We start from the raw sequence: 14,920 nt of genomic DNA, 5'->3' as shown, positions 1-14,920 counted from the left end.
ATTTATGCGAAATTTAGCGAAATTTAGCCTTTTGGCATTTTTGTGCGTGAGCGCGTTTGGCGCGGATTTATCCAGCGTGGCAGAGAAAATTTACGCCAACGAAACAGGGGCAAAAAAGTCAAATTTAATCCACTGGAATAGTGGCGAGAATTTCCCGTCCTTGGGTATCGGACACTTCATCTGGTATAAAAAAGACGAAAAAGATAAATTCGAAGAGAGCTTTCCAAATTTAATGAAATTTTATAAAATTCGCGGCGTGAGGCTTCCAAAAATACTGCGCCTGCACTCTCACGCGCCTTGGCAGAGCAAAACCGCGCTTGATGCGCTAAAAAAATCAGGCGACGCGGATTTAATAGAGCTAGAAAATTTTTTGTATCAAACCAAAAATTTGCAGGTAGAATTTATCTATGAAAGGCTTCAAAACTCCCTAGAAAAAATGCAAAATTTAAGTGATAAAAAAGAGCATATCAAATCGCAGTTTTACCGCGTCGCAAGCTCGCCAAATGGGCTTTACGCGCTCATTGATTATGTCAATTTCAAAGGCGAGGGCATAAAAGAGAGTGAGCGATACGCGGGTGAAGGTTGGGGGCTAATGCAGGTTTTGGAGTGCATGAGCGCGCAAAAAGAGGCAATGAGCGAGTTTCGCAGGTGCGCGAAATCTCTCTTAGAGCGCAGGGTGGCTAACGCGCCCACAAACCGCAATGAAACGCGCTGGTTAGCTGGCTGGCTAAAACGCTGCGATACATATAGATAAATTTTAAATTTTGCTTACGCAAGCCCGTGATACTGCGCCGAATTTTAAATTTGGCAAATTTTGCAGGATTAGGCAATGAATTTAGAGAATTTTTCTAACGAAATTTTCGCTTTTTTTATATAATCTTTGAAATTTTAACTAAGGGGCAAGTATGAAAAAAATCCTACTTTTTTTTCTTTTATTTTTCTTTGGCTGTGCGGGAAATGCCGCTGACACGAAGGTTTCACAAGGATTTAATATGAGTGGTAAAAAGGTGCTAATCGCGTATTTTTCGCGCGCAGATGAGAATTATCAGGTGGGCTATATCGAGAAGGGAAATACCGAAATTTTGGCTGAGTATTTGGCGGAATTTAGCGGCGGCGAACTCTTTAAAATCGAAACTATCGCGCCCTATGCCAAAGAGTATCAAGCCGCGATAGATTTTGCCAAAAGCGAACAAAAACAAAAAGCAAGACCAGAGATTAAGCCATTTGATAAAAATCTAGCCGATTTTGACGCCGTATTTTTGGGCTTTCCTACTTGGTGGGGCGATTTGCCAATGGGCGTTTTCACATTTTTAGAGGGGCAAAATTTCGCGGGCAAGCCAATTTTCGTCTTTAACACGCACGAAGGAAGTGGCTTAGATAGGACTATCGGCTCGGTCGAAAAAGCGACAAAAGCCAAGGTTTTGGGCTATTTTAGCCTGTATGGAAGCGTGGCGCAAAATCAAAGAGAGAAAGCCAAAACCGAGCTAAAAGCGTGGTTTGATGAGATTTCAAAATAAATTTTGCAATGAAATTTAATAAAAAATCATTTTATTGGGGCGCGATTTTTGCCCTAGTTTTGTGTATGAATTACAAAAAATTTGGCGAGATAGCGCATGAAATTTTGGGCTTAATTTTAATCTTTTTTGCCCTTTTTCATGCCTTTTCGCGGCGTAAATGCTTAGCCAAATTTAGGGTGCGAAACGCCCTAAATTTCGCCATTTTAGGCTCGTTTTTAGCAACGCTAATAAGTGCTGTTTTTCTTAGCGAGCATATTTTTTCCTTTATTGATTTTGGCTTTGGCTCGGACGCAGCCAAAAATATCCACATGTTTGCCACGCACGCGCTGTTTTTGCTAAGCGCTACGCATTTGGGGCTAAATTTTAGAATTTTTGCAAATTTGCTTAGCATTAAATTTAATAAAATTTTGAAATTTTGCCTATTTTTAGCTCTTTTGGCTTTTGGAATTTATTCGTTTGTGGATCTGCATTTTTACGAATACTTGTTTTTTAAAACCGGTTTTGGATTAGAAAACAAAAATACATTTTTATTCAGCAGTGCCGAATATTTGGCGATTTTTGCGACTGTTACGCTAGGCGTAAGAGCGATAAATTTGAGATTTAAATTTAGGGTTAAATTTTAAAATTCTAGGGCAAATTTGCCCTAGAAAGATTAGATTTTTTTGTATGGTGCTTGACCGACTTCGTAGAAGTTGTTTCCCTCACAATCAATTGCGACAATCGCCGGGAAATCCTCGACTGTTAGTCTTGCCACGGCCTCTGGGCCAAGCTCAGGGTAAGCTAAAACCTCGTATTTTTTGATACTTTGGCTAATTAGCGCGCCGGCTCCGCCGATAGCTACCATATAAACACAACCTGATTTTTTCATAGCATCGACTACCGCGTCGCTTCTATAACCCTTACCGATCATGCCGTTGATACCCACTTCGTTAATCATTGTTGGGGTGTATTTATCCATACGACCGCTTGTAGTAGGGCCTGCTGCGCCTACTGCTTGACCCGGTTTCGCAGGTGTTGGGCCAAGATAATAAATAGTCTCGCCAGCTAAATTTACAGGCAGTTTCTCGCCACGAGCCAAAGTCTCAGTCAAAGCCTTGTGGGCAGCGTCGCGTGCTGCGATGATTGTGCCTGTGATTAGGACATTATCACCAGCTTTTAGGCTTTTTACTACATCTTTATCAAATGGAGCTGTTATTCTTTTTACTTCTGACATAATTATCTCCTTAAAGTTCAGCACTTGCGTGGCGTGCTGCGTGGCAATTGACATTAATAGCTACTGGAAGACCTGCGATGTGAGTTGGATACCACTCTACATTTACTTTAACAGCAGTGTTTAGACCGCCTAGGCCTTGTGGGCCAACGCCTGTTTGTCTAGCAAGCTCTAATAACTCATCTTCTAGTTTTGCGTATCTTTCGTCTTTGTTTCTGCTATCTACTGAGCGAACAGCTGCTTGTTTTGCAAGAAGCGCTGCTTTGTCCATTGTGCCACCGATTCCTACGCCAAGAACCATTGGAGGGCATGAGTTTGGACCAGCATATTTTACAGCTTCAAGGAATACTTTTTTCACACCCTCTACGCCGTCAGCTGGAACAAGCATTTTTAGCACAGATTTATTCTCGCTACCAAAGCCTTTTGGAGCAACTGTGATTTTTAGTTTTTCGCCTGGGACTATGCGCATGTTAATAACAGCAGGAGTGTTGTTTGTGGTGTTTTTGCGCTCAAATAGTGGCTCAGCTACAACTGATTTTCTTAGGTAGTTATCAACATAGCCGTTTTTAACGCCCTCGTTGATAGCGTCCTCGATATATCCGCCCTCGATATGCACATCTTGACCAAGTTCTACGAAAACTACCGTCATACCTGTGTCTTGGCAGATTGGAGCTACGCCTTTTTCTGCAAGATCGGCATTTTGAAGCAATTTGCTAAGGATTTCTTTACCGATTGAAGAAACCTCAGTCTCTTTTGCTTTTTCAAACGCTTTTCTCATATCTGGCGTTACTACATAACAGGCTTTTTTGCAAAGCTCTGCAACTGTTTTAGAGATTTCACTTGCTTGGATTGTTCTCATTGTATTCTCCCAAAAAATAGTGATTAAGGATTATACCTTTTTCAAATTTAGCAACCACTTAAAATAGTATAAATTTATGCATTTAATTTTTAAAAATAAATTTCAAAGCCAAAATTTTAAAATTTGGCCTTTAAATTTTCCTTACAAGCTCAGGAATTACAAGCTCGAATTTCACCCCGTCGCTGCGCCTCCACTCGCTATCACTCATAGTCTCTTTCATCGCGCTTACGACGAAATCAGCGGCTATGCGGATTGCTGTTTGGAGGGATTTGCCACGCATTAGCGCACCAAATGCAACCGAGGCAAAAATATCGCCCGTGCCGTTGTATTTCACAGGTAATAGCTCGTGGAAATACTCGCTCACACGCCCGTCTTTGGCGTCGTAGCTAAACACACCACACTGCTCGCTTATGTAATTAATCCCCTTTAAAATCACCTTTGATGCGCCTAAATCTTTTAGTCCTTCGAGCAAATCAAAGATAAATTCCCTCTCGGCCTTTTCTCGGTATTTCACCCCAACCATTGCGCAAGCTTCCGTGATATTTGGCGTAATCACATCTGCACTAGCGCACAAAAGCGCCATCATACGGGCAAAGTCGCTATCAAATCCGGGGTAAAATTCGCCATTATCGCCCATGCACGGATCGACTAATATCGTCTTTCCGCTTCCGCCAAATTCCATAAAAAGTTCGCTAATGAGTGCGATTTGTTCTTGCGAGCCCAAAAATCCAGTGTAAATTCCGTCAAATTCCACCCCATGCTCGTGCCAATGCGACATTATAGGGCGCAAATCTTTGGTAAGATCGCGAAATGTAAAACCACTAAATCCAGTATGCATAGAAAGCACCGCCGTAGGCAAAACACTAACACTTAGCCCCATTGCGCTAATCACTGGCAAAGCAGCGCTAAGCGAGACCTTACCCACGCACGAAATATCTTGAACACTAAGAACTCTTTTCATCTACTTCCTTGATTAAATTTTTGCGCCATTTTACAGTTATTTTGCCTTAATGTAAAATTTAGCCCTTTTTGCGCGTTTTATAGAGATGATCGTATCAGCCACCAAAAAGCAAATAGCGATAAATAGGCAAATCATCAAAATATACGAATCAGGCTCGATTTTTTCGCCCAAAAGCAAAGAAACGCCCAACATCAAAAGCGGCTCGACATAGATTAATAGCCCAAAGAAATTTATCGGAATTAGCGCGCTTGATAAAATTTGAGCCAAAAGCGCAGTCGCACTCAATAGTGCCAAAACCGATAAAAGCGTGTAAATGTTTGGATTTTGCACCGCGACCGCGCCAAGGTCAGTGTTGCTTACAAACCACAAACAAAACGGCAACAAAAGCGCGATTTCTAGGGCGAAACTGCTAGCCCCTTCTAGCCTGAAATACCGCCTTAGGCAAAAATACAGCGGAAATCCAATAAAAACAATCGCGCTATGCCACGACGGCGCGCCTCCAATTAGGATTTTTGAAAACACTCCAATCACCGCAAAGCCCACGCACAGAGCTTTTAAGCGCGAAATTTTCTCGCCAAAAACAAGATTGCCAAAAATCACCATGGAAATGGGCATTATGAGGTATCCGATTGAGACTTGCAGTGCGTAGCCGTTACTTGGCGCCCACAGATACAGCCACATCTGAATTCCCATTGTAGCGGAAGTCGCGAGTAAAATGATGAGCAAAAACGGCTTTTTTATCAGACGGACAAGTAGCTTTTTCATCTCTGTTTTTTTACCACCTAGCACCAAAAACAGCGCTACTATCGGAAATGTCACTAGCATGCGGTATCCCAGCAACTCCTGCCCGCCAAGAGGCTGCATGAAAACCGACATATAATAAATGCTCGCAAACCCGATAGAAGAAAACAGCGATAAAGCGATACCTTTTAACATTTTTTGAAATTTAGCAAGACTAAATTTAATCCTTTTTTGAAATTTAAATTTTGGATTTTATTAAAATTTGACTTAAAAAATAATGGCTGAATTTTGGCAAATTTGAAATTTGCCAAAATTTATTAATGAGAATTTTTGCCTTTTTGCGCGCCACCTGCCTCGCCTTTTGGCGCACGAGCCGGCAAAAGTGCGTTTAGGATTTCGCCCTCTTTGAGATTATATTTCGCGCACGCTTCGCGCAAATTTAGACTTTCGTCGAAATTCGCTATACCCTTGCTCTCTAAAAACGCGCTAAATTTCGCATTATCCGTGCCAAATGCGCCTTTAAATTTGCTAATTTCCAAATTTAGAGCCTGCATATACACAGCCCTAGCTGGGTTTCCAGCCCCGCTAGCGCCTTTGAGGCTGTATCCAGCGTATCCGCAGCTAAGCACGATAATAGCGCAGATTACAAGCCCCTGCCAGCCTTTAAAATAGAGTTTAAAAGGTTTGAAATTTATGAAAATATGGACCAGCGCAAGGGCTAGCATAACCATGCCAAAGTATTCGTGGAAATTTTTCATAACCCCACTTTTTAGCCCAAAAAACATACCGGCCCCACTAAATGCGACAAAGCCAAAAACAGCGATTAAAAGCCCGGTTCCTACAAATCTAAGCGGTTTCAAAATAGCTCCTTTTGTAAAATTTAAAGGCGATTTTAGGCTAAAATTTTAACCCCAAAATCGCCCGAATCTAACCGAAGCTAACCTAGTTTTTCTCAGATTTTTTGCGCACTTGGATATTGATGAGCTCGACCACGAGCGAGAAAAACATAGAAAAATAAATATAGCCCTTTGGGATATGAAACCCAAGACCGTCTGCTATGAGCGAAACACCCACCAAAATCAAAAATGAAAGCGCAAGAATTTTTATCGTAGGATTATCATCGACAAATTTCGCAATCGCTCCACTAGCAAACATCATCACAGCCACGGCGATGATGACAGCTAGTATCATTACAGGCAGGTGCTGTGCCATACCCACAGCCGTAATCACGCTATCGAGCGAGAAAATTATATCAAGCAAAGCGATTTGAATTAGCGTGCCACCAAAGCTAGCCTTTTTCTCATCTATCCGCTCTTCGTGGCTCTCGCCCACGGCAGAAGAGTGGATTTCGAGCGTGGATTTTACCAGCAAAAACAAACCACCGCCGATTAGCACCAAATCTCGCCCACTAAAACCGTGTCCAAGCACGCTAAATAGCTCTTTTGTCAGCCCCATTACCCAACTAAGGCTAAGTAGAAGCAAAATTCGCGTAATCATCGCAAGAGCTAGCCCCATAATGCGAGCTTTGTCGCGGTTTTCCTGAGGCAGGCGCGAACACAAAATCGCTATGAAAATTATGTTGTCTATGCCAAGAACGATTTCTAGCCCAGTTAGCGTGGCTAGGCTTATCCACGCCTCAGGCGAGCTGATCCAATCAAACATTTTAATCCTTAAATTTAAAATAAACTCGCTATTATAGCGATGAAAATTTAATTTTTAGCAAGGTGAAATTTTATAAAATTTTGGAATTTTTGGGAATACTGAGTGTAAAATTTATTGTTAAAATTTTTTAATTGCCCACCGCTAGGAATTTTGAAGTCTAATCTTTTTTTGCGGGGGCGGCGCTCAGAGTTGCGAGGCCCGCCCGCCCCCGCACCCCCACCTGGGCGACGCTAGCGGTGGTGTTTTATAAAAGCATGTGCATACTTTTATAAAACACGATTTTTTTACAAGGAAAATTTATGAAAAAGGTTCTTACAATCGCGGGTGTCGATAGTAGCGGTGGCGCAGGTATTTCAGCCGATATCAAGACCATAACCGCCCACAAAATGTATGGCGAAAATGTCATCACAGCCCTCACCGCCCAAAACACGCTTGGCGTGCAAGGCGTGCTAAATATCGAGCCCCAATTTGTCGAAGCCCAGCTAGAAAGCGTATTTTGCGACATCGTCCCAGACGCTGTGAAAATCGGCATGATTTCTACTGCCCAAATTGCGCAAACCATAGCCAAAGCGTTGAAAAAATTTGGCGCGCGAAATGTCGTCACAGACCCTGTCATGGTCGCTACAAGCGGTGGCGTGCTAATGCAAGATAGCGCAATGAACGCACTAAAATTCGACCTTTTTAGCATTTCAGCGATTATCACGCCAAATATCAAAGAAGCAAGCGCGCTAAGTGGCGTTAAAATCGCAAATTTCGACGATATGAAAACAGCCGCGCTAAAAATCGCTGAATTTTACGGCGGAGCGATTTTGGTTAAAGGCGGAGATTTAGAGGGCGTGGGCGAAGCGCGCGATATTCTTTACGAAAATGGCGAATTTAGCGAGTTTAGCGCACCCAAAATCATCACCAAAAACACCCACGGCACAGGTTGCACACTCTCATCAGCTATCGCTTGCGCCCTAGCAGCGGGGCTTGGCGTAAAAGAAGCGGTTGGTAGTGCGAAAGAATTCGTCCGCACAGCGCTAATGCAAGATTTGCACATTGGCAGGGGCAACGGCGCGATAAATCACTATTTTCGAATCCCCGAGATGTTTTAAAACTAAATTTGGCGGAATTTTAAAATTTCGCCAAATTTTACCCCCAAAAATACCCCAAAAACATTTAAAATCAAATCATCAAGCTCGAAAATTCCGCTTTTAAAGACAAATTGTGAAATTTCGATTATTAGCGAGAGCAAAAGGCCAAAAATCAAAATTTTTCGCATGCTAAAATTTGGGAAAAAATATCGCGCAAAGAGCCCAAACGGCACAAACCAAATAATATTTCCAAAAAACAGATAAATAAATTTTAAAGCCCCCAAATCCCAAATTTTGGCATAATCCGCAAAGAGTGTAAAATTATACTCGCCAGCTTGGAAAATTTTGCTAAGAGTAAAATTCGCCCTAAAAATCGTGATTTTAAAGAGCGCACAAAGATAAATTATAAAAAGAAAGCAAGCTTTGAATTTTTTCATTTGAAATTTAAAATTTGAATAAATTTTGCCATTAAAAAATGGCAAAATTTTAGGTTACAAATCCCTAGGATCTGCGATTTTACCAGCGATTGCGCTAGCTGCTGCGACGGCTGAGTTGGCTAGATACACTTCGCTCGTGCGATCGCCCATGCGGCCTACGAAGTTGCGATTTGTCGTGCTCACGCATCTCTCGCCATCGCCCAAAATACCCATATATCCGCCAAGACACGCGCCACAGGTCGGATTGCTCACGACTGCGCCTGCTTCGACGAAAATATCCCACAAGCCCTCTTTTTGCGCTTGTAGGGCGATTTTTTGCGTAGCTGGTGTGATGATGAGACGAGTTTTGCGAGCTACTTTTCTGCCTTTTAAAATCTGCGCTGCTATGCGAAGATCGCTTAAACGCCCATTTGTGCAGCTTCCGATGAAAACTTGATCGACTGCGATACTATCTTTTACCGCCTCTCTCACGCTTTTGCCGTTACTTGGCAAAAATGGATAAGCAATCACTGGGTCTAAATTCGTAGTGTCGATTTCTAGGACGCGCTCGTAGTTTGCCCCCTCATCTGAGTAGTGAAATTTCGGCTCGCTTCGTAGCGTTCGCTCAGCCAAAAATTCTTTTGTTACCTCATCGCACGCAACGATTCCGCTCTTTCCGCCAGCCTCGATTGCCATATTACAAAGCGAAAATCTACTATCCATATCAAGGTGCGCAATCGCCTCGCCAACAAATTCTAGCGCCTTGTAGCGTGCGCCATCAACACCGATTTGGCGGATAACTTCAAGTATCAAATCCTTGCCGTAAATGTGCGCGCCTGGCTTTCCTTTGAAAACCACTTTTATGCTTTCAGGCACCTTAAACCAGTTTTTGCCCGTTATCATCGCATACGCTAAATCGGTGCTTCCCATACCGGTAGAAAACGCCCCAAGTGCGCCGTGCGTGCAGGTGTGCGAATCAGCGCCGATGATGACATCGCCGGGTACGACTAGCCCTTTTTCAGGCATTAGGGCGTGTTCTATTCCCATATCTTTTTCGTCAAAATAGTTTTTTAGGTTGTGTTTGTAAGCAAATTCGCGTGAAATTTTGGCTTGATTTGCGCTTAAAATGTCCTTTGTAGGGATATAGTGATCCATTACGATCGCAAAGCCGTCTGGATTTGCCAAAGCCTTTGCGCCGCTTAGCTCAAACTGCTTTATCGAAATCGGCGTTGTGATGTCATTGCCGATGACCATATCGATTTTGCTTTCTACGATTTGCCCTGCACTGACCGCTTCGCCCACATGTTCGCTAAAAATTTTTTCCGTAATTGTCTGTTTCATAACCTGTCCTTAAAAAATTTGGGCTAAATTCTATCAAATCTAACCATAAAACTTTATAATAAAAGGTATAATTTTGCTTTTGGAAAGGAAAAATCATGGAAATTTTAGAGATTTTAAAAGCCAGGCGCAGTGTGCGAAAATACGCTCCTGGCGAGATTAGCGATGAAATTTTAGACACAATCTTAAAGGCTGGTTTGCTAAGCCCTAGCGGACATGCAAGGAAATCTTGGGAGTTTATCGTAGTCAAAGATAAAGCAAACCTCGCCAAACTAAGCCTTGCGCGCACGGGCGCAGCCGATATGCTAAAAGGTGCAAATGCCGCTGTGGTCGTAATCGCCAATGAAAGCGTGCAAGATGTCTGGATCGAGGACGCCTCTATCGCTATGGCCTACATGCACCTGTGCGCAAGCGCACTAGGCGTGGGAAGCTGCTGGATACAATGCAGACTGCGCGAGGCGCAAAATGGCGCGAGTAGCGAGGAATACCTGCGCGAAATTTTGGGTTTTGATGAGAATTACAGAGCCTTAGCGATTTTATCACTCGGAAATCTAATCTCCACGCCCACTCCACACAAACTAGAAAAGCTAGAATTTAGCAAAATTCACAAAGAGAAATTTTAGGTTATGAAATACCAACACCTAATCCAAATTTGCGAATTTTTGCAAAATTTCAAAACTCTAAGCCACATAAAGCGCGTCGGCGACAATCTTTTTAAGCTTAGCTTTGATAGCTACGAGCTGTTTTTTGATATGAATAAAACCGCGTGCAATATCCATAAAAACGGCTCTTTCGTGGAAAATAAAATTTACAAAGCGCCCTTTGACGGGGTTTTGGCTAAACGGCTTGTAAAATCGAAAATTTTGCAAATTTGCGTAGTGGAAAATAATAGAATTTTGCATATCAAAACCGAACTCAAAGCCAGCTACAAGGCGTTTATCACAAATTTATACTTTGAATTTACAGGGCGATTTACAAATGTCATCATCACCGATGAAAAGGGCATCATACTCGAAGCGCTCAGGCACCTAGATAACGATGTGCGAAGCGTGCGCGTAGGGCGGGTTTTGGCGCCACTTCCGCCATACAAAATCAAAGAAAAAAATGTAGAAAAAATAGAGAATTTCGATGAATTTTTCGTGGGTGAGTTTGAAAAGCTAAATTTGGCAAATTTAGCCCAAATTCGAAATTCAAAATTAACCCAAATTGATAAAAAAATCGAAATTTTGCATGCAAATTTAAATGCCGTGCCAAAAGAGAGCGAACTTTTAGTAAAAGCCGAAAATTTGGCAAATCTCGGGCAGGTATTATCGGCGAATTTGTATAATTTAAGCGACTGGCAAAGGGAATTTTGCCTAAGAGATAAAAACGGCGAAAGCGTGGAATTTCGCCTAGAAAATCCGCCAAAAATCGCAATGAACGAATTTTTTAACGAAGCAAAAAAATTGCGCCAAAAGGCTGCAAATTCGCATATCCAAATCGCAAATTTAAACGAAAAAATCGAATTTTACGAAAATTTGAAAAATTTAATCGCAAACGCAAAAAGCGTCGAAGAGCTTGAAATTTTGCTCCCCAAAAAGCGAATTAGCGCGAATTTGAAGGAAAAAAACGCCGAATTCGTGCAGAGCTTTTATATCGGCGAGTTTAAAATCAGCGTGGGCAAAAATGAAAAAGGCAACGAATTTTTGCTAAAAAACAGTGCCAAAAACGACTTTTGGTTCCATTTAAAAGACCGCGCCAGCGCGCATGTAATCGTCCAAACAAACAAGCAAAATTTAAGCGAAGAAATAGCGAAATTTGCTGCTAAAATTTGCGTAAATTTTAGCGTCAAAGAGGCTGGAAACTACCTCGTTGATTACACCAAACGCCTAAATGTAAGCCCCGTGAAAGGCTCGTTTGTGCATTATGTGGATTATAAAACTATCGGCGTTTTAAAGCCGTGATAAGGCGAAATTTTATATAATCTCGCGAAATCAAATCTAAGGAAATTTTATGAAACAAAGATTAGTAACTGGCGGAATTTTGCTTGCTGTTTTTTCTGTTTTAATCCTGATAAATAGCAGATTTATCAACTTTTTCGTATTTGCCATAATGCTTAGCATAGGGCTTTTGGAGAGCTACAAGCTCTATGGGCTAAAAAATGTCAGCCTTAAATGGCTAACCCTTGCGCTTGCGTTTTTCGCGCTAATTCCACTTGCCCAAGACGACGAGCCATTTATCAGCGCGGTTAAAGTCTGTATCGCCTCGGTAGTCGTGGCGGCTTCGATTGTGGCTTTTAAAAAGCTTGAAAACGCGAAAATTATCCTGCCTTTTATCTACCCTTTCGCTCCGATTTGCCTAATGTGGGCGGTTTATGATGATTTGGGGATTTTCCACTTCGTCTGGCTTATCATCACCATAATCGCCTGCGATAGCGGTGCGTATTTCGCTGGCAAAAGCTTTGGCAAAACCCCATTTAGCCCTAGCTCGCCAAACAAAACAATCGAGGGCATTATCGGTGGAATTATTTTTGCCTTTATCACAAGCTTCATTTACGCGCGTATTTTCACAAACCTGCCGCCGCTTGAAATTTTATGCAAGACCCTAGTTATCGTGATTTTTGGCATTTTTGGCGATCTGTTTGAAAGCTATCTCAAACGAAGCGCAGGCGTCAAAGACAGCGGCAGTTTATTCCCGGGACACGGTGGCGTGCTAGACCGCATTGACGGGTATATGTTTGGCGCAGTGGCTATGGTGGTCGTGTATTCATGGTAGTGCTAGGCTCGACTGGCTCAATTGGCACAAACACCCTAGATATCGCGCACAAAAAGGGAATTTTAATCGAGGCTTTGGCGTGCGGGAAAAATGTGAGTTTGCTAAACGAACAGATTGCTAAATTTCACCCTAAATTCGTCGCTATCGGCGAAGAGAGCCTAAAATCAGCCGTCAAACACGACAAGGTTTTTGTCGGTATGGAGGGGATTTTGGCAATGCTCGAAGAGTGCAAATCTAGCACCGTCGTAAATGCCCTAGTGGGCTTTGCTGGCATGCTCCCTAGCCTAAAAACGCAAGAACTTGGCAAAACGCTATGCCTAGCAAATAAAGAAAGCCTAGTCGTGGGCGGGAAATTCCTTGAAATTTCAAAAATTCACGCCATTGACAGCGAGCATTTCGGGCTAAAATTTCTAATCCAAAACGCAAAAACCCCTATTTCTCGCCTCATCATAACAGCCAGCGGAGGGGCGTTTTACGATACGCCACTAACCGAGCTTGGAAGTGTTAGCGCCAAAGACGCGCTAAGGCACCCAAACTGGCAAATGGGCGCAAAAATCACAATTGATAGCGCGAGCATGGCAAACAAGCTTTTCGAGGTAATCGAGGCGTTTTGGCTATACGGCACGAAAAATATCGACGCCGTGATCGAGCGCACATCGCAAATCCACGCCCTAGTCGAGTTTATAGATGGCTCGACCACAGCGCACATTAGCGAAACTGACATGCGCCTAGCCATAGCGCACGCGGTTTTAGAGGGCGCGATTAGCGAGCAAATCGTAAAGCCCGTGAATTTGCTGGATTTAAAACCGATTAAATTCGCTCCAATCGATACACTCAAATACCCTATTTTTGGGCTCAAAGAAGCGCTTTTGGATAATCCGAATTTAGGCGTAGTGATAAATGCGGCAAACGAAGTTGGCGTTTATGCGTTTTTGGAAGAGCGGGCGAGATTTAGCGATATTTCACGCGTAGTGCTAAAATCCGTGGAGAAATTTCACTCGCCAAACACCCCAGACACGCACGCTCTAATCGAAATCGACCGAAGCGTGCGAGCGTATGCAAATGAGCTTTTGCACTAAATTTGGAAAATTTGGGGCAAAATTTAGTGCAAAATTTAAAAATTTTGGCAAATTTGATTAAATTTTACATTTTTTAAATTTTATATTAGCTTTTTTTGCTATAATGCAAACTCTTATTTTTGGCCCCGTAACTCAGTTGGTAGAGTGTCACCTTGACATGGTGGAAGTCGTTGGTTCGAGTCCAATCGGGACCACCATTTAATCGAGTTTTAACTTCAAATATTTCAAATTTATCTGTGCGATTTAAAGGAAAACCATGCTAAATGCCAAACAGCTAAAAATGTGGCAAAATGCAAGCAAACATTTAAGCAAAATGAGCGATGATACGCAATATCGCGCGCAGGTCGAAGCACGCCTGTATAAGGGCATTGCGCCAGAGATTATAGATAAAATTTACAGCCAAATTCCATGCCAAAACAGCGTAAATTTAATAAGCCAAATCACAAAACTCGACTTTTCACACAATGAATTTTTGGCAAAAATTCAAACCGATGCCATAAATTTAGCCTCAAATTTCACAGCCTACATTTTAGAAAACTACGCTAAATTCGCCGATAGCGCGCATGGACGCTACATTTGCTCAGACACCTTTAAGGAGCTGTTTATGGCATGGGTGCGCAAAAACGACAGAGCACTTGTAAATGACGCTTTGCATAACACTTCGGCGGTTTTGGGCGCGACGCAGTTTGATGAGATTTTAAAATCCCGCGAGGAGAGCAAAACAGAGGCTGTTTTTATCACTGGAATCCCGGGTGCTGGCAAAAGCGCTAGCGTAAAAAATTTTATGTCCAACCCAGATATCAAACTCATTTTCGAAGGACAGCTAGCAAACCCAGCCCCAAGTATCGCCAAAATCGAAAAATGCTTACAAAATGGGTTAAATGTCACAATCTGCGTTCTTCATATCGCCCCAGAACGCGCGCTAGAAAACACTTTTGCGCGATTTGAGGCATACGGCAGAGGCGGTAGTATCGCGGTGATGTCGAGCATACAAGGCAATCTAGGCACTGGGCTAGCGCATATAGCGGAGCATTTCGCAGATAAAATCAATATAATCGCTATCGACAGAGACAGAGGTAATGAGGTAGTGCAAGGTTTCGCACAAGTCCAAAATCTCATAAATATCGGCTCAAAAGATGAAATTTTCGCTCGCCTTAGAGCGAAATTAAACAGCGACTTCGAAAACGGCAAAATCAGCGAAGAGTGCTTCAATCAAGCAGATAAGACAAATTTGATGAATATCATGCGCTCTGGTGAGAAATAAATTTTTAAAAAGGGTCAAATTAGGGGTCAATTAGTTTCCTTAA

At 42.5% G+C, this 14,920-nt stretch carries 17 protein-coding genes and 1 tRNA gene; 10 read left to right on the top strand and 8 right to left on the bottom strand.

Going from position 1 to position 14,920, the window contains the following annotated elements; all coding sequences use genetic code 11:
* Window positions 1–4 precede the first annotated feature (4 nt).
* From OFN91_RS07070 to OFN91_RS07060, 3 genes are all read left to right on the top strand, one after another.
* The gene (locus OFN91_RS07070; RefSeq protein WP_270873747.1) at window positions 5–754 is read left to right on the top strand and encodes a hypothetical protein; all 750 of its coding nucleotides are present in this window, start codon (window positions 5–7) and stop codon (window positions 752–754) included.
* Window positions 755–905: 151 nt separating this feature from the next.
* Entirely contained in the window at window positions 906–1,517 is a 612-nt protein-coding gene (locus tag OFN91_RS07065; RefSeq protein WP_270873746.1) for a flavodoxin, read from the top strand.
* 65 nt (window positions 1,518–1,582) lie between these two features.
* Window positions 1,583–2,140, top strand: a complete 558-nt coding sequence (locus OFN91_RS07060; RefSeq protein ID WP_270873745.1) for a DUF4405 domain-containing protein — start codon at window positions 1,583–1,585, stop codon at window positions 2,138–2,140.
* Between the two features lie 29 nt (window positions 2,141–2,169).
* Here OFN91_RS07060 and OFN91_RS07055 read toward each other — a convergent pair whose 3' ends face one another.
* The 6 genes from OFN91_RS07055 to OFN91_RS07030 form a co-directional block, all read right to left on the bottom strand.
* Window positions 2,170–2,730, bottom strand: coding sequence for a Fe-S-containing hydro-lyase (locus OFN91_RS07055; protein WP_270868600.1), 561 nt, complete (start codon window positions 2,728–2,730; stop codon window positions 2,170–2,172).
* A gap of 10 nt (window positions 2,731–2,740) precedes the next feature.
* Window positions 2,741–3,586 carry a fumarate hydratase gene (locus tag OFN91_RS07050; RefSeq protein WP_270873744.1) on the bottom strand — a complete coding sequence of 282 codons (846 nt, stop codon included), beginning with the start codon at window positions 3,584–3,586 and terminating at the stop codon, window positions 2,741–2,743.
* Between the two features lie 130 nt (window positions 3,587–3,716).
* On the bottom strand, window positions 3,717–4,547 hold the full coding sequence (locus tag OFN91_RS07045; RefSeq protein WP_270873743.1) for a pyridoxamine kinase: 831 nt from the start codon (window positions 4,545–4,547) through the stop codon (window positions 3,717–3,719).
* Between the two features lie 36 nt (window positions 4,548–4,583).
* Window positions 4,584–5,483 (bottom strand): EamA family transporter RarD, encoded by a 900-nt coding sequence (gene rarD, locus OFN91_RS07040; protein ID WP_270858683.1) that lies wholly within the window; start codon window positions 5,481–5,483, stop codon window positions 4,584–4,586.
* A gap of 122 nt (window positions 5,484–5,605) precedes the next feature.
* Complete coding sequence (locus OFN91_RS07035; RefSeq protein ID WP_270873742.1) at window positions 5,606–6,148, bottom strand: DUF4405 domain-containing protein; 543 nt, start codon at window positions 6,146–6,148, stop codon at window positions 5,606–5,608.
* Between the two features lie 82 nt (window positions 6,149–6,230).
* Entirely contained in the window at window positions 6,231–6,950 is a 720-nt protein-coding gene (locus tag OFN91_RS07030) for a TerC family protein (protein WP_270865458.1), read from the bottom strand.
* Between the two features lie 299 nt (window positions 6,951–7,249).
* Here OFN91_RS07030 and thiD point away from each other — a divergent pair, with 299 nt between their 5' ends.
* Complete coding sequence (gene thiD, locus OFN91_RS07025) at window positions 7,250–8,047, top strand: bifunctional hydroxymethylpyrimidine kinase/phosphomethylpyrimidine kinase (protein WP_270873741.1); 798 nt, start codon at window positions 7,250–7,252, stop codon at window positions 8,045–8,047.
* Between the two features lie 2 nt (window positions 8,048–8,049).
* On the opposite strand, the gene OFN91_RS07020 is transcribed toward thiD, so the two are convergent.
* Together OFN91_RS07020 and leuC are read right to left on the bottom strand one after the other, a co-directional pair.
* On the bottom strand, window positions 8,050–8,463 hold the full coding sequence (locus OFN91_RS07020) for a VanZ family protein (protein WP_270873740.1): 414 nt from the start codon (window positions 8,461–8,463) through the stop codon (window positions 8,050–8,052).
* Window positions 8,464–8,517: 54 nt separating this feature from the next.
* The gene (gene leuC, locus OFN91_RS07015) at window positions 8,518–9,783 is read right to left on the bottom strand and encodes a 3-isopropylmalate dehydratase large subunit (protein ID WP_270873739.1); all 1,266 of its coding nucleotides are present in this window, start codon (window positions 9,781–9,783) and stop codon (window positions 8,518–8,520) included.
* Between the two features lie 95 nt (window positions 9,784–9,878).
* On the opposite strand from leuC, the gene OFN91_RS07010 reads away from it, so the two are divergent.
* The 6 genes from OFN91_RS07010 (at window position 9,879) to OFN91_RS06985 (ending at window position 14,877) form a co-directional block, all read left to right on the top strand.
* Complete coding sequence (locus OFN91_RS07010) at window positions 9,879–10,403, top strand: nitroreductase family protein (protein ID WP_270873738.1); 525 nt, start codon at window positions 9,879–9,881, stop codon at window positions 10,401–10,403.
* Between the two features lie 3 nt (window positions 10,404–10,406).
* On the top strand, window positions 10,407–11,723 hold the full coding sequence (locus OFN91_RS07005; RefSeq protein WP_270873737.1) for an NFACT RNA binding domain-containing protein: 1,317 nt from the start codon (window positions 10,407–10,409) through the stop codon (window positions 11,721–11,723).
* Between the two features lie 49 nt (window positions 11,724–11,772).
* Window positions 11,773–12,534, top strand: a complete 762-nt coding sequence (locus OFN91_RS07000) for a phosphatidate cytidylyltransferase (RefSeq protein ID WP_270873736.1) — start codon at window positions 11,773–11,775, stop codon at window positions 12,532–12,534.
* The gene (dxr, locus tag OFN91_RS06995) at window positions 12,528–13,613 is read left to right on the top strand and encodes a 1-deoxy-D-xylulose-5-phosphate reductoisomerase (protein ID WP_270873735.1); all 1,086 of its coding nucleotides are present in this window, start codon (window positions 12,528–12,530) and stop codon (window positions 13,611–13,613) included. The genes OFN91_RS07000 and dxr overlap by 7 nt, the downstream gene beginning before the upstream one ends.
* A gap of 121 nt (window positions 13,614–13,734) precedes the next feature.
* Window positions 13,735–13,810, top strand: a tRNA-Val gene (locus OFN91_RS06990).
* Between the two features lie 59 nt (window positions 13,811–13,869).
* Window positions 13,870–14,877, top strand: a complete 1,008-nt coding sequence (locus OFN91_RS06985) for a hypothetical protein (protein WP_270873734.1) — start codon at window positions 13,870–13,872, stop codon at window positions 14,875–14,877.
* Window positions 14,878–14,920: the final 43 nt, after the last annotated feature.

This window comes from Campylobacter sp. JMF_08 NE1 (genome assembly GCF_027737875.1).
GTDB lineage: Bacteria > Campylobacterota > Campylobacteria > Campylobacterales > Campylobacteraceae > Campylobacter_B.
Note: the sequence above shows the minus strand (reverse complement) of the source record. Positions and strands in the feature narration are given on the sequence as shown.